Genomic DNA, 25455 nt, shown 5'->3' with positions numbered 1-25455 from the left:
AGTGATTAGACGTCTGACAAATAACAAAAAATTGTGATATAATATAAAATTGGTTAAAGTAAATAATAAAAATACCGATAAAAATAAAGTGAGGTGTTAATGTGAAAGAAACATTGTTAGCATTAGTTACTGGAATGATTGTAGGGTTAATTTTTTCATCTTTGAAATTGCCACTTCCTGCTCCAAATGTATTACCAGGAATAGCTGGCATTATAGGAATTTACCTTGGAGGAGTATTGTTTGAATACATCCTTAAATTGATTGGTAGGTGAGGTGTAAAGTAGCAGGGTGGTGGGGTGAAAATATAATCTATAAAGGGGGGAACACATATGAGAAGCATATTTTGGCGGCTTGCTATTTCATTTCTTATAGTAGCGACCATACCGGTGGGGGCTATTTATTATTTTGCGGTTGACGATAAAGTTATGCATGTCTTTGTTACAGTAGCAAGTGTTAGTTTTGCTTTGTCATTAATTTTATCAGTAATTATTTCATTAAATATTACAAGACCTATTAAAAAATTAATTGAAGAACTTAAAAAAGCACAAGAAGGAGATTTTACAGCTAAGGTAGATTTAATGAGAAAAGATGAGATTGGTACATTACTAACGACTTTTAATAGGACGATGGAAAATGTAAGAGCAATTTTACAAGACGTCTCTACTTTTGCTCAAAGCACTAAAGATACAGCAAATGCTCTTTTTAAGTCTATTGAACAAGGGAATATGACTTTTGAACAAATTTCTCAGGCAGTGGAAGAGATTGCAAATGGAGCTTCTGAACAAGCAAAAGATACTTCTAATGCAGCCGATATGGTGCAGAATATTGGGAATAGTATTGATAATTCCGCTAAATTTTTCAAAGCCGTAGAAGAGTCTACTATAAATGCTGATAAGCTTAGTCAAAATGGCATGCACACAGTAAATTCTTTGAAAGAAAAAACTGATGTTACAAAAGAGTCAATTGATGAAGTTGTTAGTGCGATAAATGAATTGCAAGCAAATTCTCACCATATTGAAAAGATTATAGAAGTGATAACGGGAATTGCAGACCAGACCAATTTGCTTGCCTTAAATGCTGCTATTGAGGCAGCAAGAGCTGGTGAGGCAGGTCGTGGGTTTGCAGTTGTTGCAGAAGAAGTTCGAAATTTAGCAGAACAATCAAGACAAGCTGCCAGTGAAATAGCCAAGATTATAAGTGAAATAGAGCAAAAGACAGACAAGACAGTTGAAAAAGCAAATTTGGTAAAGGAAATTGCGGAGGACCAAGCACATCATGTGGAAACTACATATGCTGCTTTTAATGAGATCAAGAGTTCAATAGATACTATTACGGAAAATATACATATGTTAAATAATGCGATGATGGAACTTTCAGGGTATAAAGATGAAATAATAGGATCTATAGCAAATATTACAGCAGTGTCAGAAGAGACTGCTGCGTCCACTGAAGAAGTTGCCGCATCTACAGAAGAGCACATGAAGTTTATAAATGAGATAAAGGAAAGTTCGGAAAATCTATTAAAGTCAGTTACTGCTCTTGAAAACATATTGTCAAAATTTGTTGTCTCATTATAAAAATGAAATTAAGACAGAGCTAAAAAAGCCTGTCTTTTTATTTTTTATTGTTTACAAAATATATAAAAATTTTTGTGGACAAAGGCGAACTTTTAATATAATTTTAAAAATAAAATTCGCATTTTAATTGATTTGTGCTTTTTTTTCTGGTAATATATATTACGGGCTTTTGTTTTTCATATACTAAGTAAAAGGGGTTATCTTTATGAGAGTGTACGACGTCATTATCATTGGAGGAGGTCCTGCGGGACTTTTCACTGCCTTAGAACTAATCGATAAAAAAGATGGATTAAATATATTGCTGTTAGAAAAAGGGAAAGATATACAAAAAAGAATTTGCCCTATTAATGTCTATGGCTCAAAGTGTGCTAATTGTAAACCCTGCGCTATTACTTCTGGAATAGGGGGCGCAGGGGCATTTAGTGATGGGAAACTGACTTTGACATCAGAGTTTGGTGGGGTTTTAGATGAATACATGTCTAAGTCGCAGCTTAACGACCTTATAAATTATGTCGACAGGATATACGTAAAATTTGGAGGGACAACAGAAGTTCACGGTACAGATAGAGAAAAAATCAGAGAAATAGAAAAAAGAGCTCAAGCTGCAGATTTAAAATTGATTCCTGCAGTGATAAAACATTTAGGTACAGAAAAATGCTTTGACATTATAAAAAACATGAGAGATTATATTGGGCAAAAGGTGGAGATTAAAACAGAGACACCTGTTGCTGAGATAATTGTAGAAAATGGCAAGGCAAAAGGGGTAGTTACAGAAAAAGGAGAAAAATATTACGGGGAATATATAGTTGTTGTACCTGGAAGAGAAGGTGCTGAATGGTTCAAAAGAGAAGCTGACAGAATCGGATTGGAAACAAAAAATAACGCTGTTGATATAGGAGTGAGAGTAGAAATTCCTGCTGTTGTCATGGAAGATATAACAAAGGAAATATACGAATCGAAATTTATATATTATTCTAAGTCTTTTGATGACAGGGTAAGGACTTTTTGTATGAATCCTTATGGTAAAGTTGTGATAGAAAATAATAATGGAATTAAAACAGTAAATGGACATAGCTACAAAGATATAAAAACAGACAATACAAATTTTGCAATACTTGTTAGCAAAGAATTTACCCATCCTTTTAATAGACCCATAGAATATGGTCGTTATATAGCAGAACTTGCCAATATGTTAGGAGATGGAGTGATTGTGCAAAGATTAGGGGACTTACTAGCGGGAAGGCGTTCTACTCCAGAAAGGATTAAGAGAGGCCTTGTGGAACCAACTTTAAAAGATGCAACGCCAGGAGATTTAAGCTTGGTGTTACCTTATAGATTTTTGCAGTCAATTATTGAGATGTTGCAAGCTTTGGACAAAGTATCTCCAGGGGTATATTCTAAACATACACTTTTATACGGTGTTGAGGTAAAGTTTTATTCCTCACGAGTAAAGCTTACTGACAAATTTGAAACGCAAATTCAAAATCTATTTGCGGCGGGAGATGGAGCAGGCATTACACGGGGACTGGCACAAGCCTCTGTATCTGGCGTTGTAGTTGCAAGAGAAATATTGGAAAGAGTTAAATAAGGAAGGAGAATAATTATGTCAACATTAGTTATAGTTGGTACCCAATGGGGAGATGAAGGGAAAGGGAAAATTACTGATTATCTTGCGGAAAAGGCAGATGTAGTCGTAAGATACCAAGGAGGGAACAACGCAGGGCATACTGTTGAAAAAGAAGGTGTCCAGTATAAACTTCATTTAATTCCTTCTGGAATATTGTACTCCGAAAAAATTTGCATAATAGGTAATGGGGTAGTGGTTGACCCTGCTTCTTTGATTGAGGAAATAGAAAATTTACAAAAACAAGGAATTAGCGTGGATAATTTAAAGATAAGCGATAGAGCCCATATCGTTTTTCCTTATCACATAAAGCAAGATGAACTTGAAGAGATTTCAAAAGGGAAAAACGACTTAGGGACAACAAAAAGAGGAATTGGTCCTTGTTACATGGATAAGTCAGAAAGAATAGGGATAAGGGTTTGTGACCTTCTAAAACCCAAAGTTTTTGAAGAAAAACTTAGAAGAAATGTGGAAAAGAAAAACAAACTTTTTAAGGAGCTATATGGAGCAGAAGGATTTGACTTTGAAGAAATGTACCAAAAATACTTGGAGTATGCTGAAAAAATAAAACCCTTTGTTACTGATACAACAGTGCTTTTATACGATTTAATTAAAAGTGGCAAAAAAGTTTTATTTGAAGGAGCACAGGGGACACTTCTTGATTTAGATTTGGGTACCTATCCTTATGTTACTGCTTCCCATCCTATAGCAGGCGGTGTTACAGTGGGGGCTGGCATAGGACCCACGATGATTGATGAAGTTATGGGAGTTGTGAAGGCGTATACTACGAGGGTTGGAAAAGGCCCATTTCCTACAGAGCTTTTTGATGAAAATGGTGAATTTTTAAGAGAAAAAGGCCATGAATACGGTACTACAACGGGAAGAGCCAGAAGATGTGGCTGGCTAGATGCTGTGATTCTTAAATACTCTGTAAGAGTATCCGGCATAACACATTTTGCTTTGACAAAACTTGATACCCTGACAGGGCTTAAAAAAATAAAAATTTGTACAGGATATAAATTTAATGGCAGAATAATAACAGATTTTCCCGCAAGTCTTGAGGATTTGGCTCAATGTGAACCTGTATATGAAGAATTTGACGGGTGGGAAGAAGATATACAAGGAGCAAAAACTTTTGACGACTTACCTTATAATGCTCAAAAATATATAAGAAGAATTGAAGAATTGATAGGCATTAAAGCAGCAATAATATCTGTAGGACCAGAAAGAAATCAGACTATTGTTTTAAGGGATTTTTGATGAAGTTTCATCAAAATCCCTTTTTGTTTGTTGACTGTAACAACCTTAAATGGTATATTTTAAATATAAAGGTTTAACTAAAAGGGGGATTGCAAATTGTTTGAGTTTAAAAAGCCTACTGCTAAGGAATATTTGGGGGCATACATAATTCAAGCTTTTGAGGTTTCGCCCGACGATTCTAAGCTTGTAATGAGTGCCAATTTAAACGGTGCTTTTAATTTGTGGGCTATTGACCTTGAAACTTCCTATTATCCGTATCCATTAACGAGCATCGGGCAAAGCACTTCCTTTATTAAATTTGACCCAAAAGGGAGATATATACTTGCGGGATTTGATAAAGATGGGGATGAAAACTACAAAATATACGCATTGCCTTTAATAGGGGGAGAACTTACGCCTTTGTTTGAGGAATCTAAAGATCAGGACAAATACTATTTTTCACATTTAAATGAAAAAGGAAAACTTTTGTATTACGTTTCAAGCAAGGAAAATCCTACTTATTTGAATGGATATGTATACGATATTGAAAAAAAGCAAGAAAGAAGATTGTACGAAGGATCAGAAGGGGCTACATACCTTGCTGCAGTGTCTGACGACGACACCCGATTTGTGATAATAAAAGGTTTTGCCAACACCTATGCTGTAGCAATGGTGATGACTGAGACAGAAACTTTGCCACTTGTTCCTGATCCACAAAAAATTCACATAACCAGAAGTCCTCTTTTTGTAGACAAGGACACAATATATTTTTTGACAGACTATGAGTCTGATTTTACATATCTTGCGATGTTTTCAATAAAAGACAAAGCTTTTCGCAAAATTTTAGAAATACCCGATGTCTCTTTTGTGGAAGCAAAGTTTCACAGAGAAAGTAGCAGTATCATACTTCAAGCAGAAAAAGGTGTTGAAGACCTTTTGTATCGCTTTTATTTAGATGACCAAAGGTTAGAAAAAATACCCTTGCCAGTTTCGGTAATAGACCAATTGGAGGTTTCTAAAAAAGGCACGATATACGTATTAGGCCGAAGTGCCACAACCATTCACAACATATACAGACTGGTAGAAGGTAGAGAGTGGGAACCTATTACCCAAAATAGGTTGCCCGGTATCCCAAAAGAATTATTGGTGGAGCCAGAAGTTTTAGAATATACAAGTTTTGATGGCAAAAGGATACAGGCATTGTTTTTTAAACCTCTAGCTGATATAGACAATGGATACACAGTTCTTTGGCCACATGGTGGACCGCAAGCTGCTGAAAGAAAGTTTTTCCGCCCATTTTTCCAACTCTTATTAGCTTATGGGTATCGCATATTTGCTCCAAATTTCAGAGGGAGCACAGGATATGGTAAAACCTTTACTCAACTAGTAGAAAGAGATTGGGGAGAAGGACCACGAAAGGATATAATTGCAGGGATAGATTGGCTTATTGAGACAGGGAAAATTGACAAAGATAAAATATTTGTAGTTGGGGGAAGTTATGGAGGGTATATGACCCTTCTGTTACACGGAAGGCATGCAGACAAATTTAAAGCCTTTGTTGACATTTTTGGAGTCAGCAATTTAATTACCTTCGCAGAATCTGTGCCACCCCATTGGAAGCCTATGATGGAAAGATGGTTGGGAGACCCTGTAAAAGACAAAGAACGTTTAATTAAAGATTCCCCCATCACTTATTTAGAAAACATGACAAAACCTATGTTAGTGGTGCAGGGGGCTAATGACCCTCGTGTAGTGAAAGCAGAGTCAGACCAAATTGTAGAAGCTTTAAGGTCAAAGGGTAGGGATGTAGAGTACATTGTACTACCAGATGAAGGCCATGGCTTTTCCAAAAAAGCTAATGAAATAAAGGTGTACACAGCTATTTTGGATTTTCTCGATCGCCATAAGTAAAGGGCAAAAAAATTTTTTAAAAAGCTTGACATATACTGTTGCTCTAAGTATAATATATAAATGTCAGGACAATTGGATAGCTAATAAAGGTGCTGGCGTAGCTCAATAGGCAGAGCAGCTGACTTGTAATCAGCAGGTTGAAGGTTCAAGTCCTTTCGCCAGCTCCATTTTTTTGTCAAAAGTCAAGGTTTTTAAGTACCTTGCTTTTTTATTTTAGTGTTGGTGACAACAAAATGACAACATCTGATCTTTTCGATCTGTGAAGAGCTTATTTGGTTTTTCAGCTGCTTCTCTTTGTATTTGATTTAGTATCATTTTCGGTGTTTTGGTATCTGGTGCTTCAAATATAGCTCTTACCTTCCATGTATTTTATCTTGACACTATCGGTTTGATGCTTAATAATACTAAAGGTAAATCAATTGTGGTAAGTCTTGTCACCCATAGGCACTAAAATAATTGATAGTACCAATGCTAGTGATAGGAACAGACTAAGTATTCGCTTGTTTCTAAAATTCATTCGATGGAGTAGTAACCGATGGCCTTAAACCTTAACTGGAAATTTTATATACAATGATATTATACGAGAGGTGATAATAATGCCTAAAAAAAATGAAATTTGTGTTATAGATAGATTTGAAGGAGATTGGGCGGTCATAGAATGGAAAGATAAGATTTTTAATTTCCCTCGGGAATTACTTCCTAAGGAGGTAAATGAAGGAGACGTACTGATATTTAATGTGGATGTAGATAAAAGCGAAACAGAAAAGCGCAAAAAGGCTATTGAAGATTTGGCGAAGGACCTATTTAAAGATGAATAAAGATGGATAAATGTTAAAAAGGTGCATAATTTGAAGGAGAGGTTTTAGCTATGTACAAGAAGAGATTACTGTTGCCCTTTATATTAATACTATTTGCATTTATATTGACAAATTATACAATATTTGACAATACCCTTACTCATGAAGTTCAACAGGTTTTACAGGATGAAGGAATAAAAAAACAGCACGAAGCAGTTAAAAAATCCGCAACAGACAGTTTAACAGTAAATTATATAGACGTAGGACAAGGAGACAGTATATTTATACAAACTCCATCAGGCAAGACGATGTTAATAGATGCAGGAACACCTGAAATGGGTAGCAAAGTTATAAAGTACATAAAAAGCCAGGGAATTAATAAAATTGACGTACTTATAGGTACCCATCCTCATAATGACCACATAGGAGGTATAGTGGAGATTATAAAAACCTTCAAAATAGGAAAGTTTTATATGCCTAAAGTAACCACTACAACGAGGACATTTGAAGAAGTTCTAAAGGCAGCAAAATCAAAAGGACTTTCGATAAACGTTGCAAAAACAGGAGTAGTAATTGACCTTGGAGATGGTATAATTGCAAAAATGCTTGCGCCAAATAGTTCCCATTACGAGGACTTAAATAATTATAGTGCGGTAATAAAAATTACGTATGGTAATACATCTTTTTTGTTTACAGGAGATGCTAGTGAACAATCTGAAAAGGAAATGCTAAGTAAAGGATATAATTTAAAAGCCGACGTCTTAAAAATTGGACATCATGGCAGTTCTTCATCTTCTACTTGGGCATTTTTAAAGGCAGTACATCCTAAATATGCTGTTATATCTTGCGGTAAATACAATGACTATGGTCATCCCCACAAAGAAACAATGAAAAAGCTTAGGTCATTAGGAATAATAGTATATAGAACAGATGAATGTGGGACTGTAATTGCAGTAAGTGATGGCAAAACTATAAATTTTAATGTAGAACCAGGTGATAATTTGTCGGGAAGTGAGATTAAAAGATAATTTACGATCATCCGCCGAGAACGCTTTCCAATTTACTGAGAGATGAAAGGCGGTAAAAAATGTGATAAAATAAAGTAGAGTTAAAACAGGAAGGAGGTGAGAAAAATGGAAGTAACAAGAGTTATAGTATTTCAACTTTCTCACTGCAGCAGAGAACACAGAATAATATTGAGACATTTAACATACTCAGCATCAAAACTGTGGAACGTCGCAAACTACGCTGTTCAGAACAGAGAAATATCAGTAAATCAGTTAGAAAAGTGCTTAAAGGATAATTTCTGGTATAAAAACTTGCATTCACAATCTGCACAAGCAATACTGCAAAAACTACAGATAGCTTGGAAGAATTTTTTTGATGGATATACTAAAAAGCCGAAGTATCAACCCAAAAACGGGCATATCCCTGTAAGATGGAAGAAAAATGGCATAAAAATAATTAATAGCAAAATCAGACTATCATTGTCCACACAAACAAAGCAATATTTAAAAGAAAAGTACGGTATTGAGTCCAAATATCTATGGATAGATTTACCGAAAAATCTATCGCTCAATACTGTACAGGAAATTGAAATTGTTCCAAAAACTTTGTATGGACATACTACATATTTTGTTCATATCGTTTATAAAAAAGATATACCAGAAGTCGAACCTGCAGATAAAAAAATGATGGGAATAGATTTTGGAATAAAGAATTTTGCAGCAATAGTTATAGAAGAAAATCCAGAAACATTTATTATTGATGGCGGTTATCTTATCTCAAGATTAAGATTATTAGCCAAGGAAAAAGCGAGAATCCAATCTGTAATTTCAAAACAAGGATACAAAACATCGTATAAGCTTCACAATTTAATAATCAAAGAGAAGAACTTTGTAAAAGACTACATACATAAAGTTTCAAGGTATATAATAGAACTGGCGAGGCAGAACGGAATAAGCAAAATAATAATAGGTGGAATGAGTGACGGAATGAGAGATATGGATATAGGACATAAGAATAACGAGAAACTGCACAAAATACCATTTGGTAGATTGTTTGATATGATAAAATACAAAGCTAGAGAATATGGGATAGAGGCAAAAAAAGTAGAAGAAGCATATACTTCTCAAACATGTTCTGTATGCGGTATAGTGGAGAAGAATAATCGCATATACAGAGGATTATATGTTTGCAGTAGGTGTAGGACAGTAATGAATGCCGATATAAACGGTGCAGTGAACATATTAAAGAGAGTAACCCTGAATCCGAGATTGGATAGGGGTAGAGGGTTTGGCAACCCAAAGCGAATAAGGGTAGCATAGACTATCAATCTTCGCTTAAAGAACCTCTCCACTTTAGTGGAGAGAGTGTGTCAGTTTAATACATTGCATTTATAAAGTGATATGATATAATAAAAGCATTGAAATCAGTTGAAATAAATTTTTAGGAGGATTATTATGGCTACAGTAAAACCCTTTAAGGCAATAAGGCCTGTACCAGGATTGGCAGATAAAATAGCGTCCTTGCCTTATGACGTCGTAAATACCGAAGAAGCGAGGAATTTGGCGAAAGATAATCCTTATTCATTTCTTCATGTGGATAGAGCAGAAATAGATTTAGCTCCATCTATAAATCCTTACGATGAAATAGTTTATGAAAAAGCGAGAGAAAATTTTGACAGAATGCTTAAAAAAGGACTGTTAATAAAAGATAATGAGGAGAACTGTTACATCTATAGAGAAATAATGAACGGCAGGAGTCAAGTGGGATTGGTAGCGACTGTTTCGATTGATGAGTATTTAGAAGGAATAATTAAAAAGCATGAGCTTACTCTGCCGGAGAAAGAACAGGATAGAATAAATCACATGGATTACTGTGATGCTCACACAAGTCCAGTTTTTTTAACGTACAAAGCCAATCAAGAGCTTAAAAAGTTGTTAAATAGCTGGATGGAGAGCAAAAATCCTATATATGATTTTACATCAGAGGATGAAATAAGACATACAGTATGGATTATAGATGACAAATCCTTAATAAATAAAATTACTTCTGTTTTTAAGGTAATAGACTATCTTTACATTGCAGATGGACATCATCGGGCTGCTGCTTCTGTAAAAGTAGGCTTAAAGAGGCGAGAACAAAATCCTGATTATAAAGGAGATGAGGAGTTTAACTATTTTTTAGCAGTGTTAGTGCCCCATGATGAAGCTTATATCATGCCTTATAATAGGGTGGTAAAAGATTTAAACGGCTATTCTGAAAGTGAATTTATTGAGAAGATAAAAGAGAAATTTGAAGTAGAGAAATGTAATGAAGGCCAGCCTTTCAATCCTTCGCAAAAGCACACTTTTGGCATGTATCTATCAGGGAAGTGGTACAAACTTACTGCCAAAGAAGGTACTTTTAACCCATCGGATCCGATAGAAAGTTTGGATGTGTCCATCTTACAAAAAAATCTGTTAGATCCTATTTTGGGGATAAAAGATCCGAGAACTGATAAAAGGATTGATTTTGTAGGAGGAATTAGAGGCTTAGAAGAATTAGAAAGAAGAGTTAAGGAAGACATGAAAGTGGCTTTTTCTATGCATCCGACAACAGTTGAAGATTTAATTGCTGTTGCCGATGCGAGAATGATAATGCCTCCTAAGTCTACCTGGTTTGAGCCTAAACTAAGAAGCGGATTATTTATTCATGAATTGAGATAAAAGCACCTTTTCTTTTTTAAGGTGCTTTTTATTTTTTAAGTGAAAAAGTTCTATTATTTAAAAATTTGTACTAATATATATTGAAGGATAATTTAGGGGAGCTGGTTATATGAAAATAAAACAAAAAGCACTACTAGGTTTAGTTATAATTGTAATTATCGGCTTAGTGCTTTATCTTTTGCCTGAAGAGACTCAACTTACATCTTACACAATTGAAGCAAAATATGATGACCAAAATAAAATAATTTACGCTACTCAAACAGTAAAATACATAAATACCAATGATATCCCCTTAAAAGAAATATACTTTCATCTATATCCAAATGCTTTCAAGACACAAGAGAATTTGCCTTTTACGAAGGAAGAACTCCCTTTTGCCTATCCTAATGGTTTTCAGCCGGGATTTATAGAGATTGAAAAAGTTACTTTTGATAAAGACATTCCAGCTACTTACGAATTGGAAGAACCTAATGAGGAAATTTTAAAAATAAATTTGCCTAAAGAATTAAAAAAAGGAGAAACAATAGAAATCAATATGACCTACAAAGTACAAATTCCACCTTGTAGAAGTAGATTTGGCTATGGGAACAATACTGTACAGATAGGAAATTGGTATCCTATACTCTCTGTATATGATAAAAATGGCTGGAATAATGACCCCTACTACATTTTTGGAGATCCTTTTTATAGTGATATAGCAAATTACAAAGTGAAATTGTCAGTACCTAAAAAAATGATAGTTGCCTCTACTGGAGAGATAAAACAAGAGAAAAACTATGGAGATTCCAAAGAATTAGTTATTGAAGCACAAAAAGTAAGAGATTTTGCTATGGTTTTAAGCACGAAATTTAAGATAGCAGAGCAGCAGGTAGATGGCATAAAAGTTAAATCCTATTATTTTACAGAAGGGTATGGGGATAAAGCTCTTAAATTTGCTGTAGATGCAATTAAGTTTTACAATGATTATATTGGCAAGTATCCTTATAAACAATATTCTGTTGTACAGACTGATTTTTACATGGGAGGCATGGAATATCCTAATCTTGTAATGATATCAAAGGATTTGTATACAAAAGCTAATTTGTTTCATTTAGAATATGTAATTGCTCACGAGACTGCTCATCAGTGGTGGTATGGTGTTGTGGGGAATAATCAAATAAAAGAATCTTGGCTGGATGAGGGATTGACGGAGTACACTACAATTATGTATATAGAAAGGTATTATGGTAAGGCAACAGCTGATGAGATTTATAGACTTGTTATAGAGGGAGAATTTAATAAATTTCTAAATACCAATTCAGATATTTCGTTAGCTAAGACTTTGGCAGATTTTAAAGAGTGGAAGGAGTACACTAATATAGCTTATAACAAAGGAGCAATGGTTTTTTATAATCTGAGGAATCTGATAGGTGACGAAGAATTCAAAAAGGTGCTTCAAAATTATTATGATAAATACAAATATAAAATTGCCACTACGCAAGACCTAATTGACGTAGTGGACAGTGTTACAGGCAAAGATACAGGTGGATTTTTCCAAGAGTGGTTTTATTAAATTATCATTTTTCGCTTTAGCCTTATATCTTCACCGTAGAAATTGAGCAATTTAAAATGGCCAAATATTCGTGAATAAATTCTTTCAGGATAAATTGCCATTATTTCTGATAAAAGTAAATTTGTAGAAATAATAAATTTTTTGCCAAGTAACAATCTTGTATTTAAAATATTAAAAAATTCCTGCAAACTAAAAGCAGTTATAGATTCTGTTCCCAAATCGTCGATTATAAGGAGGTCACATTCTTTTAATAATTCCAAATATTCATTATAGCTACTGCTATCAGCATTAAGCTTGTTTATTCTCAAACCTTCAATTAAATCTGGTGCTGTGCGATATATCACACTTTTACCTCTATCTAATAATTCCTTTGCTATACAATTAGCAAGAAAGGTTTTACCAAGACCTGAGTCACCATAGAAAAAAAGGCTTTCAGCGGTAGTATCAAAATTTTTTATAAAATTAAGAGAAAACTCTACAATATTTTTCATGTTGCTTCTTGGGGAAGGCTTATCACCATAGGGTTTGTCTGAATAATATTCGAAATTAAAATTAGAGAAATTTTCTTTTTTAAGTATTTCGGCTATACTTGATTGTTTATAATAAATATTTATAAGTTTTTGGTCAAAACATTTACATCGCTTTCTATTTACATATCCTGTATCTTTGCATATGTTGCATTCGTATTTAGGTTCTAGATAATCTTCAGGGTATCCATTAGATTCTAAGAGATAAGCCTTCTTCTTTTTTAAATTATTTAACCTCTCTTTTAAAAGATTTAAAAGTTCTCTTCCATTTTCAGGTTCTTTAAAAATTGATTGAGTTATTTCGATTCCTACCTTCTTAATCTCTTCGTCAATTTTTTCAAGTTCAGGAATTTCTTTATAAAGTTTGTTTTTACGATTGAGGGCATCTTTTAAAGCCTTATCTCTTTTCATTTCATATTCTTTAAGGATTTCATGGATGATGTTTTCATTCATTTAATTCACCCCTTGAATGGGCTAAAAGCTTTTTCTCCAAATCTTCTATGTCGTAACTTCTCTGAGAGTAGCTGTTGAAGTAGTTTTTAGGAGCTTTAAAACCTGAGGTAACAGGAGTTTTTTTCTTTGTAGAGGACTTTTTATTTTCTAAATCTTCTACTGTTCTTATACCTTCATTAAACCAGTTGATCAATATTTTATTTATATAAGGGAAACTGGGTTCATTCAATTTAAGAGTACATTCGTTGCAAGCTTTTATTATCACATCTACATCAAAACCTAAATCGTCCATCCAGCGGTCCATCATCTCTTTGTGGGATTCCATTAATTCATCCTCTTTAAGACCCAAAGCATTTAAAATCCTTCTATAATTTTGCCATCTTTTGTTTTCTGCTTTTAAGTATTCTTCTACATCTAATGCGGTTTTAAGACCTGCGTCATGCCAGGCTATTGCTACCTTTTCCATATATCTTAAAGAAGTTTTGTTTTTAGAAGCGCAATAACTTACTAACATCGTTATTATTTCCAAGGAAAAGCCGTATTCATCTATCCAGCTTAAATATGTTTCCATTTCTGTAGAGGTTAAAGGCCTTCCCAAAGTCAATTCAATTGCTTCAAACATTTGTTTTACTTGAGGGTCCTGTAAGGACACGCTGTGATTTAAGGTTGGTTGTGGGATAACTGGGAGATATTCAACTGTGTATTCACCATCTATGTATTTTAATTTAACTAGGCCTGATTTTTCCCAATACTTCAAAGCTCTGTCAATTTCTATATCTGACATAAATAATTTATCTGCCAGAGTTTTTAAAGATATTTCGTTGCCATAATAGCAATATTTCAATCCCAAAATATATACTTTGACATATTCGCCTGGGGCATCCAACATGAAATGATTTATAAAATAATTGCTGATGGGAGTACTTCCCCAATCGTCATTTTCGTTTAAAAATCTAAAAACGCTCATCCTCCCCACCTCGAATATATTATAACACAGCGAAATAGCCTCTTCAATTGAAAAGAATTTAACATAATTATCGGAATATTTGAGTATATTGTTAAATTAAATAAGTATATATAGGAATATTAGTTTGAAGTATAACATACAATATAGAAAGATGCTAAAAATTTCATTAATTAAAATTTGGTTTTACAAAAAAGTATGGTATAATTAAAAAAGATTAACAGAAGAAAGGAGAATACTATGGGGAAGGTGGGGGATAAAAGCTATAAGTTTTTTCTTGGTTTATTAAAGACTTACAAGAACAATATTATAGCTTTTGTGGTAGCACTGTCCATAGGTCTTTCTTTTATTGTATATGAAGAAGGATTTGCCTACAAGATAACAGTAGATGGTGAAACTATTGGAATTACCAAGAATATAGATGAGGTAAAAAGTTTTATAGAAGAATTACATAAAAAAGAAAAGCAAAAGACAGGAACGGATATAGTTTTAAATCAGCAAATAAAATTTGAAAGGGTAAGAGTATCAAATAAAGAGTTGACAGATGTACATAAAATTTATGCTAATTTGGAAAATGCTATGAGTTTTAGCTGCAAAGCTGCTGCCATAATAGTAGATGGCAAGTTTGTGACTGCGTTAAAAAATGAAGAAGAGGCAAATAAGGTTCTTGAAATGTTAAAGAATAAATACGCAAGGGATTCTGATAGAACATATTTTAAAGAGGATGTCAAAATTGAAGAAAAGTACATACCTCCAAAATATTTAGTAAGCTTTGAGGAAGCGTTAAAAATATTGCAACAACCTGTAAAAAAAGCTGTTACATACACTGTAAAAGAAAACGATAGTTTGTGGTCTATTGCAAGAGCTCACGACATGTACATTGATGATATTTTAAAATTAAATCCTGGCCTTACAGAAAATTTAAAACCAGGACAAGTAATATATTTATCTTCTGCTGTACCTAATGTCACGGTTGTTACTGAAAAGAGAATAGTTTACAAAGAGAAAATACCTTTTGAGACAAAGCTTACTAAAGATGACAAATTGTATACCAATCAGTCTAAAGTGTTAGTAGAAGGTAAAAAAGGCTTGAAAGAGGTAACTGCTGTTGTTGTAAGTTACAATGGCGTTGAGGTTTCAAAAGAGGTAAAGAGTGAAAATATACTTGAAAAGCCTATCAACAAAATAGTTGCAGTAGGTTCCAGAAGAATATCTTATGTTGCTACAGGGTCTTTTAATTATCCTGCGAGAGGTACAATAACCTCAAGATTTGGACAAAGGTGGGGAAGGTTTCACACAGGAGTTGATATAGCGGCACCACAAGGTTCGCCTATTTATGCTGCGGATGGAGGTACTGTTATATTTTCAGGTTGGGAGAGTGGATATGGCTATTTAGTCAAAATTGACCATCACAATGGTTATGTTACTTATTACGGACATGCTAGTAAGCTCCTTGTTAAGAAAGGCGATAAAGTGGCGAAAGGACAAAAAATTGCTTTGGTAGGTTCGACAGGTCGTGCTACAGGTCCCCATTTACATTTTGAGGTTAGGAAAAATGGAGTGCCTATTGATCCTATGCCCTTTTTAAATAGAAGATAATTTCGGTAAAAAGCCCAGAATGGGCTTTTTAATTTTTATGGGATTGATATAAAAAAAGATAAGTGTTATAATACTGTTGTTGTTTGCTTTACATAAACCTGTATCACTTCATACATATTGAATCACTAACATATACATACATAAAGAATTTTTTGAATATGTGTGAGGTGATACATTATGAAAAGGAAATTATTTATTTTTATTTTTGTTATTATTTTATTTGTTGGGTTTTATTTTAGTAATAAAATTGAGACAGTGTCTTATACTTTTATAAAAAGTGCAAAAGAGAACATTTTAAAAAATAATGTAAGTAGTTATAAAACCGCTGAGAGTGAGCATTTTATATTAAAATATAGTCCTGAAGACCAAAAATATGTTTCTCTTGTTTTGAAAATTGCAGAAAAACATTATAAAGGAGTAACCAAGGATTTAGGTTATGAACCTAAAAATAAAAGCCTTATTATAATGTATCACGACCCCGAAAAAATGAATAAAGATTTTTCACTTGCTAAAGGAGAAAGCGCAATGGGACTTTATTTAAATGGAGTTATAAGTATACAATCTCCTGAATTATGGATTAGTCCTGGACAAGATTTAGAAAAAGTTTTTGAACACGATGGGCCCATTGTTCATGAGTTTACGCATCTAATTGTAGACAATGTAGCAAAAGGCAATTATCCTGTATGGTTTACTGAAGGAATAGCTCTTCTTGAGGAATATAGAGAAAATGGGTTTATATGGGGAGAAGGTATTGAAGAGGATAAACCTTATTCTTTAGAAGAGCTGACTTATAAGTTTAATCAGTTAGATGAGGTTTTGGCCTATAAAAGATCTTTTGAAATAGTAAAAGCTATTTCTGATAAATATGGAATGCAAAGTATAAGAGATATTTTGAAATACTTGGGTAATGGATTAAGCCTTGAAAATAGTTTCTACAAAGTTACAGGTGAAGATTTGAATCATTTTGTGAATTCATTACAGTAAATCGGGGGAAGGTATATAATACCATCTCCTTTTCTTTCTTTTTAATTGCAAAATACTTGTAAAATATTTTAAATTGTATTAAAGTATATATTGTGATGATATTTGATTTATTTTAATTTAATTTGATTTGAAGGGAAGATTAAAAATGGAAAAGTTTGTAATCAAAGGAGGAAAGCCTCTTAGAGGAAGTGTACAGATAAGTGGTGCTAAAAATTCTGCTGTTGCAATTCTTCCCGCAGCGTTATTGGCTGATACTCCGAGTGTGATAGATAATTTACCTGATATAAAAGATATAGAACTATTAGCCCAGATGATACGCAATCTGGGAGGGAAAATAGAAAAGAAAAAACACGAAGTAGTAATTGACCCCATAGGCTTAAATTCCTTTTACCCTCCTCGGGATTTGGCGAGCCAAATGAGGGCTTCTTATTATCTTATCGGAGCACTTTTAAGTAAGTTTAATGAAGCAGTAATTGCGATGCCTGGGGGATGTAATATTGGCGTAAGACCTATTGACCAGCATATCAAGGGTTTTGAAGCTTTAGGGGCAAAAACTACCATAGAGCATGGACTTATAAGGATTAAAGCTGATAAGTTGGTAGGGAATCATATATATTTTGATGTAGTAAGCGTAGGTGCTACTATAAATTTGATGTTGGCATCGGTTAAAGCCGAAGGGGTAACAATATTAGAAAACTGTGCAAAAGAGCCCCATGTAGTTGATGTAGCAAACTTTTTAAATGCCATGGGAGCGAATATTAAAGGTGCTGGTACAGATACTATAAAGATAACAGGGGTAGACAAGCTTCACGGATGTCACTATACTATTATTCCTGACCAAATAGAAGCAGGAACTTACATGGTGGCAGCTGCCGCAACAAAAGGTGATGTGTATATAAAAGGAATAATTCCAAATCACTTAGAAGCAATTATTGCAAAACTTGTAGAAATGGGTGTCATTGTTGAGGAATACGATGATGTGATAAGAGTAAGAAGAGAAGGGCCTTTGAAACATGTTGATATAAGGACTTTACCTTATCCTGGTTTTCCAACAGATATGCAACAGCCCTTTGCGGTGCTTTTGGCTTTGGCTGATGGCATAAGTGTCATTACTGAAAATATCTATGAAAATAGATTTAAATATTTAAATGAGTTAGAGAAAATGGGAGCGAAAGTAAGAATAGAAGGAAGAAATGCAATATTTGAAGGTGTAGAGAAGTTGACAGGTGCACCTCTTTACGCGACAGACTTAAGAGCAGGCGCAGCGATGGTTATAGCAGGGCTTACTGCTGAGGGTACGACGGAGGTTATGGAGGTTTATCATATAGATAGGGGTTATGAAGCGATGGAAGTAAAGCTTCAACAATTAGGTGCTGATATAGTAAGGGTAAAAGAGTAAAAAGCTATAAAATTTTGCGTATAATGTGCTGCATAATATCTCATCCTATTTAGTGAGGTGATATTATGCAGCGTCAATTAAAGAGTTTTTTTGCTGTTGCAATTATAACTACTTTGGTTAGCTCTTTGGTATTTGTATATATTGCACCAAAGTATTTATGGGGTAAAGTTATTCCTATACCTTATCCTCCTTCTTCAGGAATAAGAACAGAAATAGTGATACCAACAAAAGAATCTCCTACAATAGCGGAAGTAGTGGCAAAAAAAGACACTCCTGCTGTTGTGGGAATTACTACTGTAGAATTTCAAAGAGAATATTATTTTATAGAAAAAGCTGTAGAAGGTGTAGGTTCAGGTTTTATTGTTAATCCAAATGGCTATATTATAACAAACAATCATGTTGCTAATGAAAAATCCAAAAATATAAAGGTATATTTAAGCAATGGTAGTATATTACCAGGCAAAGTTTTGTGGACTGACCCTGTTTTAGACCTTTCTATATTAAAAATTGAAGCAAAAGATTTGCCAGTTATACCTTTGGGAGATTCTGACAAGATATCGGTAGGGCAAACTGCAATAGCAATTGGAAATCCTTTAGGTCTTAGGTTTCAAAGGACGGTTACTTCTGGAATAATAAGTGCTTTAAATAGAAGTCTTCCTATTACTGAGGATGGAAAACCGCGAATCATGGAAGACTTGATACAGACAGATGCTTCTATAAATCCAGGAAATAGCGGAGGACCTTTAGTGGATTCTCGAGGCTACGCAATTGGAATAAATACTGCGAAGGTGACAACCGCTGAAGGATTGGGCTTTGCTATACCTATAAATATTGTAAAGCCTATACTTAAGAAAGTGATAGAAACTGGTACATTTAAAGCACCTTATATTGGCATAGTTGCCTATGATAAAGAAATTGCCAGCTACATTTCCGCAGATGTTTACATATATGAGGGGATATATGTGGCAGATATTGACCCTAAAGGTCCTGCTTATAAAGCTGGCATTAGAAAAGGTGATATTATTTTGCAGGTAGACGGAAAACCTGTAAATACTATGACAAGTTTAAAATGTATTATTTATGAAAAAAATCCAGGAGACAAAATAAAAGTCAAGTACAAAACCGTAACAGGAAAGACAGGATATACTACTATAACTCTCGGGGAATAGGAGAGGTTTTATGTTTGTTGTGTGTGAAAAGCATTTAGAAGATGCCATCGAAGAGTTTGTTGAAGTGTACGAGCAGCCACCGGATATTTACAAATTAGATGAAGTTTCTTTTACTGATTGGCTAGTACCTCATAAATGTGATTTTTGTGATGATGTGCCTAAATATCTTGTAGTTTAAAAATGAGGGACTTAATAATGAAAATACATATAATAGCTGTTGGAAAAATAAAGGAGAACTATATAAATAATGGGATAAATTTTTATTTAAAAAAATTGCGACCTTATTGTGAAATAGAAATTAGAGAAGTAGAGGAAGAAAAAGCTCCTCAAAATTTAAGTGAAAAAGAAAAAGAGGAGATTTTGCGTAAAGAAGGAGAGAGAATTCTTTCTAAAATAAAAAAAGGAAGCTTTGTTGTTTCTCTTGCTATAGAAGGAAAAGAAATAGACTCATATAAATTTTCCCAATTTATAAAGGCTACTTTTCAATCTGGTTATAGAGAAATGACCTTTGTAATAGGTGGCTCGTTGGGATTGTGGGAAAATATAAAGAAACAATCTCACTTAAATCTTTCTTTTTCTAAAATGACATTTCCTCATCAATTGATGCGGCTCATACTTTTAGAACAGCTTTATTTAGCATTTGATGGTAAAAATCACTTGTGATAAGGTTCATTGTTTAAAATTTTATAAGCGCGATACAACTGTTCAAAAAGAATAGTAGATGCAAGGCCTAAACTCATTTCCATAGGACTTATGCTAATGCTTTCATTTAAGGGAATTTCCTCATTTCCTATGACTATTAATATATCTGTCTTTGCTGAAAGTTCAAGCTCTTTTATTTTTTCTGCTAATTCTTCAGAAGACAGCGATTTTCCTGAAGGTAATATTCCGATTTTATAATATTTGTCTATTTGTTGCTTGGGCAACTGTTGAGGATTTTTGTAGTTTGTAAAGGAAATATTACAAAAGCGGTTTAACCTCTTTTGATATTCTTTTATTGCATCAGAATAAAACTTTTCTATTTTATTACCTGTAGCATAGACTTTATAATTCATCCTATCACTTCTCTTTGTATTTTGTTGATAGTCAATATTATAAAGTGATAAAATTATATTGTCAAAAATATTTGAAAATATGCTTTTCATTTGATACAATATACAAAAATAAAAGCAATGGAGGTATTATCGTGTCTGTACTTGATGTTTTACAAGAAAGAGGATATATTCAGCAAATGACTCATGAAGAGGAAATAAGAGAGCTTTTAGAGAAGGAAAAAATCACATTTTACATAGGTTTTGACCCTACTGCAGACAGTTTGCATGTAGGACATTTTCTTCAAATTATGGTAATGTCTCACATGCAAAAAGCAGGCCACAGGCCTATTGTGTTAATAGGCGGCGGCACAGCCATGGTAGGAGACCCAAGCGGCAGGACTGATATGAGGAAGATATTAACTAGAGAGGAAATAAATAGAAATGCTGAAGCTTTTAAAAAGCAAATGCAAAGGCTTATCGATTTCTCTGATGGCAAAGCCATCATGGCCAATAATGCTGATTGGCTTTTAAACTTAAATTATATTGAATTTTTGCGAGATATAGGGGTTCACTTCTCTGTAAATAGAATGCTTACAGCAGAATGCTTTAAGTCCCGATTAGAAAGAGGTCTTTCCTTTTTAGAATTTAACTACATGCTGATGCAAGCTTATGATTTTCTTGAATTAAATAAAAGATACAATTGTGTAATGCAAATGGGCGGAGACGATCAATGGTCTAATATTATTGCTGGAATAGAGCTTATACGAAAAAAAGAAGGCAAACAGGCTTATGGCATGACATTTACTTTACTTACCACCAGCGAAGGGAAGAAAATGGGAAAAACAGAAAAAGGAGCAGTGTGGCTTGATCCGAATAAGACTTCTCCTTATGAATTCTATCAATATTGGAGGAATATAGCTGATGCGGATGTGGAAAAGGCTCTGGCACTTCTCACTTTCTTGCCTATGGATGAAGTAAGAAGATTAGGCGCATTGAAAGATAAAGAGATAAACGAGGCGAAAAAAGTATTGGCATATGAGGTTACAAAACTTATACACGGAGAGGAAGAGGCTATAAAAGCTCAAAAGGCGGCAGAGGCTTTATTTGAAAGCGGTGGAGATTTAGATAATGTGCCTTCTGTTACTGTCTCTTCTGATGTTTTAGGTAAAAAAATTTTAGATGTTCTCTTTGAAGCAAAGATAATACCTTCAAAGAGCGAAGGAAGAAGGCTTATTCAACAAGGCGGGCTATATATAAACAATGAAAAAGTTGAAAGTGTTGATGAATATATAAAAGATAATATGATAAAAGATGATAGCATTTTAATAAGAAAAGGCAAAAAAGAGTATCACAGGCTTGTTATTAAAGAATAAAGGGGGAGCTTTTTGTGTCAAGAGAATTTCTCTTGGCACAAATTTTATATGTTCTTGAAAGAGGTGCTAAGATGGTCTTTATCGCAACCGCTTTATATATTGAGGCAAAACCTCTAATTGAATATTTTGACTTAAAAAAAGACGTAGAAAATCGATATTTTCAAGTTTTTAGAAATGAAGAAATAACATTGGTAGTAACAGGAGTGGGCAAAATAAATAGCAGTATAGCTGTTTCTCATGCGGTTACTAAATATTTGTGTGATTCAGAAAGCTTTATAATAAACCTTGGTGTATGTGGTTCGAAAGATATTGATGAAAAGATAGGGAACATATACCTTATTAACAAAATTGTAGACAATGAAACTCAGAAAAATTATATACCTGATATCTTGGTAAACCATCCTTTTGAAGAAAGCGATATAGAGACTTTTAACTATATAGTAAAAGATAAAGGGTTAATGACAGCAAGGCTTTGTGATATGGAAACCAGCGGCTTTTATCAAGCAGCCTCTAAATTTTTTGAGACCCACAGAATTTATATTTTAAAAATTGTCTCTGATAGTACAGATTTCGAGGGGGTGTCTAAAGATAAAATTTATGAGTTAATAAAAAACAAGTTAAAGGAAATAGAGGAATTTATTAAAATATTGAAAAATAGTTTTAAAACTGGAGAAATATTTTCCTTTTATGAAAAAGAAATTATAAATTTTCTTTCACAAAAGCTAAAACTTACCGCCAGTCAAAGGCAAATTTTTTATAAAGCTTGCCTACATTATAAGATTAGAAAAAATGAAGGTATAGATTTTTTAAAAAACTTTTATGATTTACAGGTAAATAATAAAGAAGAAAGGAAGAAGGCCTTTGAAAAAATTCTCTCACATTTACATTGAGAAGGAGGTATTGGACAATCTTACAACGCAAAATATTTTAAAGAAATTTCCTAAAAGTAAAGTAATCCTTATTGACAGGTATAGTGAGGTTTTCAATAGACCTAATCAAAACTACCTTATCCAAAAAGAGAGGCAAAATCTGATATTGGCCAAAAAAAGATATGATTTTATATATAAAGGTTCTAAGCTTTGTGAAGACTTTGGAAATATCAATTTTTACCATACATCAATTATATTCAATTGTGTGTATGATTGTGATTATTGCTATTTACAGGGTATGTACCCTTCAGGACATCTTGTTATTTTTGTGAATATTGAGGACTATTTTAAAGAAGTAGACAAACTGACACAGGATCATAAAGTTTATCTAAGCATATCTTATGAGACAGATTTACTTACTCTAGAATATCTTACAGGTTTTACTAAACAGTGGATCGAATATGCCAAAGGAAATAAAAACCTTGTAATAGAAATACGAACAAAAAGTGCTAATTTTTATTCTGTAGAATTTATCGACATACCCTCTAATGTAATTTTCGCATGGACATTGTTGCCCCAACCGGTCATTGATAAATATGAAAAACTAACACCTTCTCTCAGTAAAAGGATAGAAAGCATAAAAAGAGCGATATCAAAGGGTTTAAAAGTCAGAATTTCTATTGAGCCTGTGATGTATATAGAAGGATTTGAAAAGATATATAAAGGTTTTGTGGAATATGTTTTTTCCAAAATACCTAAAGAAGGCATACAAGATGTCAATATTGGAGCTTTTAGAATGGTAAAGGAGCAAGCTAAAAAAATAGAAAAATTAAAAGAATATTCTCCAATATTTTGCTATGATACGGTTTTGAGAGATGGAATATTTACCTATAAAGAGGCAGAATATTTTGAGGAATTTGTTTATAGAGAAGTAATAAAATATATTGAAAAGGAAAAAGTGTATGTATTAAACAAACTCCCCTCTAACTAAGGGGGGTCAGACTGTAGACAAACTTTCGTAAAGGAGATATTTTGCATAAGGAGCGACTTGTTACAAAGCGGCCCGGCACTCAAGTAAGTATGCTTGTTTTTTCTATTTTTGCTTTATAAACTTTCTTACTTGAGTGCCGGGAAACTTAGCAAGACCGAGGGTGGAGGCAGGGCCGAAGCCATGGATGGCGGAGGCGGGCACCTTAAGGCATGGATGCCGATTGTGCCCGGTACCCTGCCGGAGCCCGAAGGTCGAGCTTTAGTTTTGTCGCTTTGGAACATCGGAGCGACGATGCAAAATATCTCCTTTGAATATTTTTTAACTTTGTCAACAAACAAACTCCCCTCTAACTAAGGGGAGTTTTCATCTGTCATTCTAAAAGCAGGGTGGCTTTTACTCAATTCAATAAGGAGGATTGTTAAAAATATCTTGATTTTTAAAATAGTTTTCCTTATAATATAAATTGCGACCCAATACTTATGGGGGGTAGCCGTAGTTTATAACGGTTTGTAATAAAAAGGAATTGCAATTTTGCTTATATAAATTTTTGATTTTGGATAACATAAATATTTAAAGAGGTGATTTGATGTTAGAGTTTATAAAGGATACTCAGCACTTTGAAGAAGTAAAAAATAAAGAAGAATTTTTTATGCTAATGTTTTATTCTAATTCTTCACAAAAGAGTCTTGAAGCTTTAGAGGTCATGAAGAAATTCAGTGAAGACAATCCTAAAGTGCCCGTTTATGTAGTAAATGCTTCTGAGATAAGAGATATTCATCCACAATATGGAATCAAAGTAGTGCCTTCAGTGATACTTTTCAAGGATAAAGAGCCATGGCAGTTTGTATTTGGACTTCAAAGCAAAGAATATTATGAAAAACTTTTAGTTGTCGCTCCTTCAAAAGCTTCTGATGGGAAAGGTCTAAAGGCTCACAGAGTGACAATTTACACTACTCCCTCTTGTCCCTGGTGTAATGCTACAAAGGCATATTTAAGACAGCATAACATACCTTTTAGAGAGATAGACGTGAGCAAAAATCCAAGTGCGGCAGCAGAATTAGTAAGGCGGAGTGGCCAAAGAGGGGTGCCACAGACGGATATTGATGGTACAATTGTAGTAGGGTTTGATAAAGCTAAGCTTAATAGATTGCTTGGAATTACTGAACAATAAGTTTTTATCCTTGTACCTTTTCTTATAAGTGAGGTATAATAAATAATGTAATAATAGCGGTAAAAAATAATAAAAGAAAGGAGAAGGAGTTATGACAAAAATACAACCTATAAATGGCCATGCACTTATTAAATTGGAAAAAGAGCCTGAAGAGAAAAAGATAGGCGGAGTAATAATTCCCAAGACTGCTGAAGAAAAATTAAATCAGGGAGTAATTGAAGCTCTTGCAGCAGGTGCCTCCGATGAGCTTGCTGTAGGGGATAGGGTTATATATAAAGAGTTTTCAGGTACCAAGATAAAACACGAGGGAGAGGAATATCTCATAATTCCAGTAGATGACATACTGGCTAAGTTTGTGGAAGTTGACGAAATATAAGAAGTCGGGGAAATTGAAGTCCCGACTTCTTATATTTTTATAGATAATTATTGACATATGTTTATTAAATGAAAATAATTATCAATTTTGTGTCTTTTTCTATTGATTTGGTTGTTTAGGTGGTGTATAATAGTAT

24 protein-coding genes and 1 tRNA gene are annotated in these 25455 nt (G+C 33.7%); 22 read left to right on the top strand and 3 right to left on the bottom strand.

Features of this window, described 5'->3' with window-relative positions:
• The first annotated feature begins 101 nt into the window (after nucleotides 1–101).
• The 11 genes from TETH514_RS11835 (at nucleotide 102) to TETH514_RS11785 (ending at nucleotide 12410) form a co-directional block, all read left to right on the top strand.
• Nucleotides 102–272, top strand: coding sequence for a XapX domain-containing protein (locus TETH514_RS11835; RefSeq protein WP_003871185.1), 171 nt, complete (start codon nucleotides 102–104; stop codon nucleotides 270–272).
• Nucleotides 273–329: 57 nt separating this feature from the next.
• Nucleotides 330–1577 carry a methyl-accepting chemotaxis protein gene (locus tag TETH514_RS11830; protein WP_009052091.1) on the top strand — a complete coding sequence of 416 codons (1248 nt, stop codon included), beginning with the start codon at nucleotides 330–332 and terminating at the stop codon, nucleotides 1575–1577.
• A gap of 205 nt (nucleotides 1578–1782) precedes the next feature.
• Complete coding sequence (locus tag TETH514_RS11825; protein WP_009052092.1) at nucleotides 1783–3165, top strand: NAD(P)/FAD-dependent oxidoreductase; 1383 nt, start codon at nucleotides 1783–1785, stop codon at nucleotides 3163–3165.
• 15 nt (nucleotides 3166–3180) lie between these two features.
• Nucleotides 3181–4461: an adenylosuccinate synthase gene (locus TETH514_RS11820; RefSeq protein WP_009052093.1), complete on the top strand. Its 1281-nt coding sequence runs from the start codon at nucleotides 3181–3183 to the stop codon at nucleotides 4459–4461.
• 96 nt (nucleotides 4462–4557) lie between these two features.
• Complete coding sequence (locus tag TETH514_RS11815; protein ID WP_009052094.1) at nucleotides 4558–6351, top strand: S9 family peptidase; 1794 nt, start codon at nucleotides 4558–4560, stop codon at nucleotides 6349–6351.
• Nucleotides 6352–6442: 91 nt separating this feature from the next.
• Nucleotides 6443–6518: transfer RNA gene (locus TETH514_RS11810), tRNA-Thr, on the top strand.
• Between the two features lie 429 nt (nucleotides 6519–6947).
• Nucleotides 6948–7169, top strand: coding sequence for a DUF3006 domain-containing protein (locus TETH514_RS11805; protein ID WP_009052095.1), 222 nt, complete (start codon nucleotides 6948–6950; stop codon nucleotides 7167–7169).
• 50 nt (nucleotides 7170–7219) lie between these two features.
• Nucleotides 7220–8176, top strand: a complete 957-nt coding sequence (locus TETH514_RS11800) for a ComEC/Rec2 family competence protein (RefSeq protein WP_003867862.1) — start codon at nucleotides 7220–7222, stop codon at nucleotides 8174–8176.
• A 105-nt stretch (nucleotides 8177–8281) separates the two neighbouring features.
• A complete protein-coding gene (locus tag TETH514_RS11795) occupies nucleotides 8282–9475 on the top strand; it encodes an RNA-guided endonuclease TnpB family protein (protein WP_003867863.1) in 1194 nt (397 codons plus the stop codon).
• A 135-nt stretch (nucleotides 9476–9610) separates the two neighbouring features.
• Nucleotides 9611–10858, top strand: a complete 1248-nt coding sequence (locus TETH514_RS11790) for a DUF1015 domain-containing protein (RefSeq protein WP_003867864.1) — start codon at nucleotides 9611–9613, stop codon at nucleotides 10856–10858.
• A 109-nt stretch (nucleotides 10859–10967) separates the two neighbouring features.
• Nucleotides 10968–12410, top strand: coding sequence for a M1 family metallopeptidase (locus tag TETH514_RS11785; RefSeq protein WP_009052096.1), 1443 nt, complete (start codon nucleotides 10968–10970; stop codon nucleotides 12408–12410).
• Here TETH514_RS11785 and TETH514_RS11780 read toward each other — a convergent pair.
• Both TETH514_RS11780 and TETH514_RS11775 read right to left on the bottom strand, forming a co-directional pair.
• The gene (locus tag TETH514_RS11780; protein WP_003867866.1) at nucleotides 12407–13390 is read right to left on the bottom strand and encodes an ATP-binding protein; all 984 of its coding nucleotides are present in this window, start codon (nucleotides 13388–13390) and stop codon (nucleotides 12407–12409) included. The genes TETH514_RS11785 and TETH514_RS11780 overlap by 4 nt on opposite strands.
• Nucleotides 13383–14357 (bottom strand): DnaD domain protein, encoded by a 975-nt coding sequence (locus TETH514_RS11775; protein WP_003867867.1) that lies wholly within the window; start codon nucleotides 14355–14357, stop codon nucleotides 13383–13385. Before TETH514_RS11775 ends, TETH514_RS11780 begins: the two co-directional genes overlap by 8 nt.
• Before the next feature lie 237 nt (nucleotides 14358–14594).
• On the opposite strand from TETH514_RS11775, the gene TETH514_RS11770 reads away from it, so the two are divergent.
• The 6 genes from TETH514_RS11770 to rlmH all read left to right on the top strand — a co-directional run bounded on the left by TETH514_RS11770 (nucleotide 14595) and on the right by rlmH (nucleotide 20168).
• Nucleotides 14595–15953: a peptidoglycan DD-metalloendopeptidase family protein gene (locus TETH514_RS11770; RefSeq protein ID WP_009052097.1), complete on the top strand. Its 1359-nt coding sequence runs from the start codon at nucleotides 14595–14597 to the stop codon at nucleotides 15951–15953.
• 177 nt (nucleotides 15954–16130) lie between these two features.
• A complete protein-coding gene (locus tag TETH514_RS11765; protein ID WP_003867869.1) occupies nucleotides 16131–16937 on the top strand; it encodes a peptidase MA family metallohydrolase in 807 nt (268 codons plus the stop codon).
• Between the two features lie 145 nt (nucleotides 16938–17082).
• Nucleotides 17083–18336 carry a UDP-N-acetylglucosamine 1-carboxyvinyltransferase gene (locus TETH514_RS11760; protein WP_009052098.1) on the top strand — a complete coding sequence of 418 codons (1254 nt, stop codon included), beginning with the start codon at nucleotides 17083–17085 and terminating at the stop codon, nucleotides 18334–18336.
• A gap of 65 nt (nucleotides 18337–18401) precedes the next feature.
• On the top strand, nucleotides 18402–19505 hold the full coding sequence (locus tag TETH514_RS11755) for a S1C family serine protease (protein ID WP_009052099.1): 1104 nt from the start codon (nucleotides 18402–18404) through the stop codon (nucleotides 19503–19505).
• A gap of 10 nt (nucleotides 19506–19515) precedes the next feature.
• On the top strand, nucleotides 19516–19683 hold the full coding sequence (locus TETH514_RS12480; protein WP_003867872.1) for a CxxH/CxxC protein: 168 nt from the start codon (nucleotides 19516–19518) through the stop codon (nucleotides 19681–19683).
• A gap of 17 nt (nucleotides 19684–19700) precedes the next feature.
• Nucleotides 19701–20168 carry a 23S rRNA (pseudouridine(1915)-N(3))-methyltransferase RlmH gene (gene rlmH / locus TETH514_RS11750; RefSeq protein WP_003867873.1) on the top strand — a complete coding sequence of 156 codons (468 nt, stop codon included), beginning with the start codon at nucleotides 19701–19703 and terminating at the stop codon, nucleotides 20166–20168.
• Here rlmH and TETH514_RS11745 read toward each other — a convergent pair.
• Nucleotides 20159–20560, bottom strand: a complete 402-nt coding sequence (locus TETH514_RS11745; protein WP_009052100.1) for a 23S rRNA (pseudouridine(1915)-N(3))-methyltransferase RlmH — start codon at nucleotides 20558–20560, stop codon at nucleotides 20159–20161. The genes rlmH and TETH514_RS11745 overlap by 10 nt on opposite strands.
• A 131-nt stretch (nucleotides 20561–20691) precedes the next feature.
• On the opposite strand from TETH514_RS11745, the gene tyrS reads away from it, so the two are divergent.
• From tyrS to TETH514_RS11720, 5 genes are all read left to right on the top strand, one after another.
• A complete protein-coding gene (gene tyrS, locus TETH514_RS11740) occupies nucleotides 20692–21912 on the top strand; it encodes a tyrosine--tRNA ligase (RefSeq protein WP_003867875.1) in 1221 nt (406 codons plus the stop codon).
• Between the two features lie 71 nt (nucleotides 21913–21983).
• The gene (locus TETH514_RS11735; protein ID WP_038016408.1) at nucleotides 21984–22802 is read left to right on the top strand and encodes a nucleoside phosphorylase; all 819 of its coding nucleotides are present in this window, start codon (nucleotides 21984–21986) and stop codon (nucleotides 22800–22802) included.
• Nucleotides 22774–23772 carry a spore photoproduct lyase family protein gene (locus tag TETH514_RS11730; protein WP_009052102.1) on the top strand — a complete coding sequence of 333 codons (999 nt, stop codon included), beginning with the start codon at nucleotides 22774–22776 and terminating at the stop codon, nucleotides 23770–23772. The genes TETH514_RS11735 and TETH514_RS11730 overlap by 29 nt, the downstream gene beginning before the upstream one ends.
• A gap of 586 nt (nucleotides 23773–24358) precedes the next feature.
• Entirely contained in the window at nucleotides 24359–24943 is a 585-nt protein-coding gene (locus TETH514_RS11725; protein WP_003867878.1) for a glutaredoxin domain-containing protein, read from the top strand.
• A gap of 91 nt (nucleotides 24944–25034) precedes the next feature.
• Nucleotides 25035–25319: a co-chaperone GroES gene (locus TETH514_RS11720; RefSeq protein WP_003868733.1), complete on the top strand. Its 285-nt coding sequence runs from the start codon at nucleotides 25035–25037 to the stop codon at nucleotides 25317–25319.
• Nucleotides 25320–25455 lie beyond the last annotated feature (136 nt).

This window comes from Thermoanaerobacter sp. X514 (assembly GCF_000019065.1).
Taxonomy (GTDB): Bacteria; Bacillota; Thermoanaerobacteria; order Thermoanaerobacterales; family Thermoanaerobacteraceae; genus Thermoanaerobacter; species Thermoanaerobacter pseudethanolicus.
The sequence above is the reverse complement of the archived record's forward strand: the minus strand, read 5'-3'. Positions and strand labels throughout refer to the sequence as shown.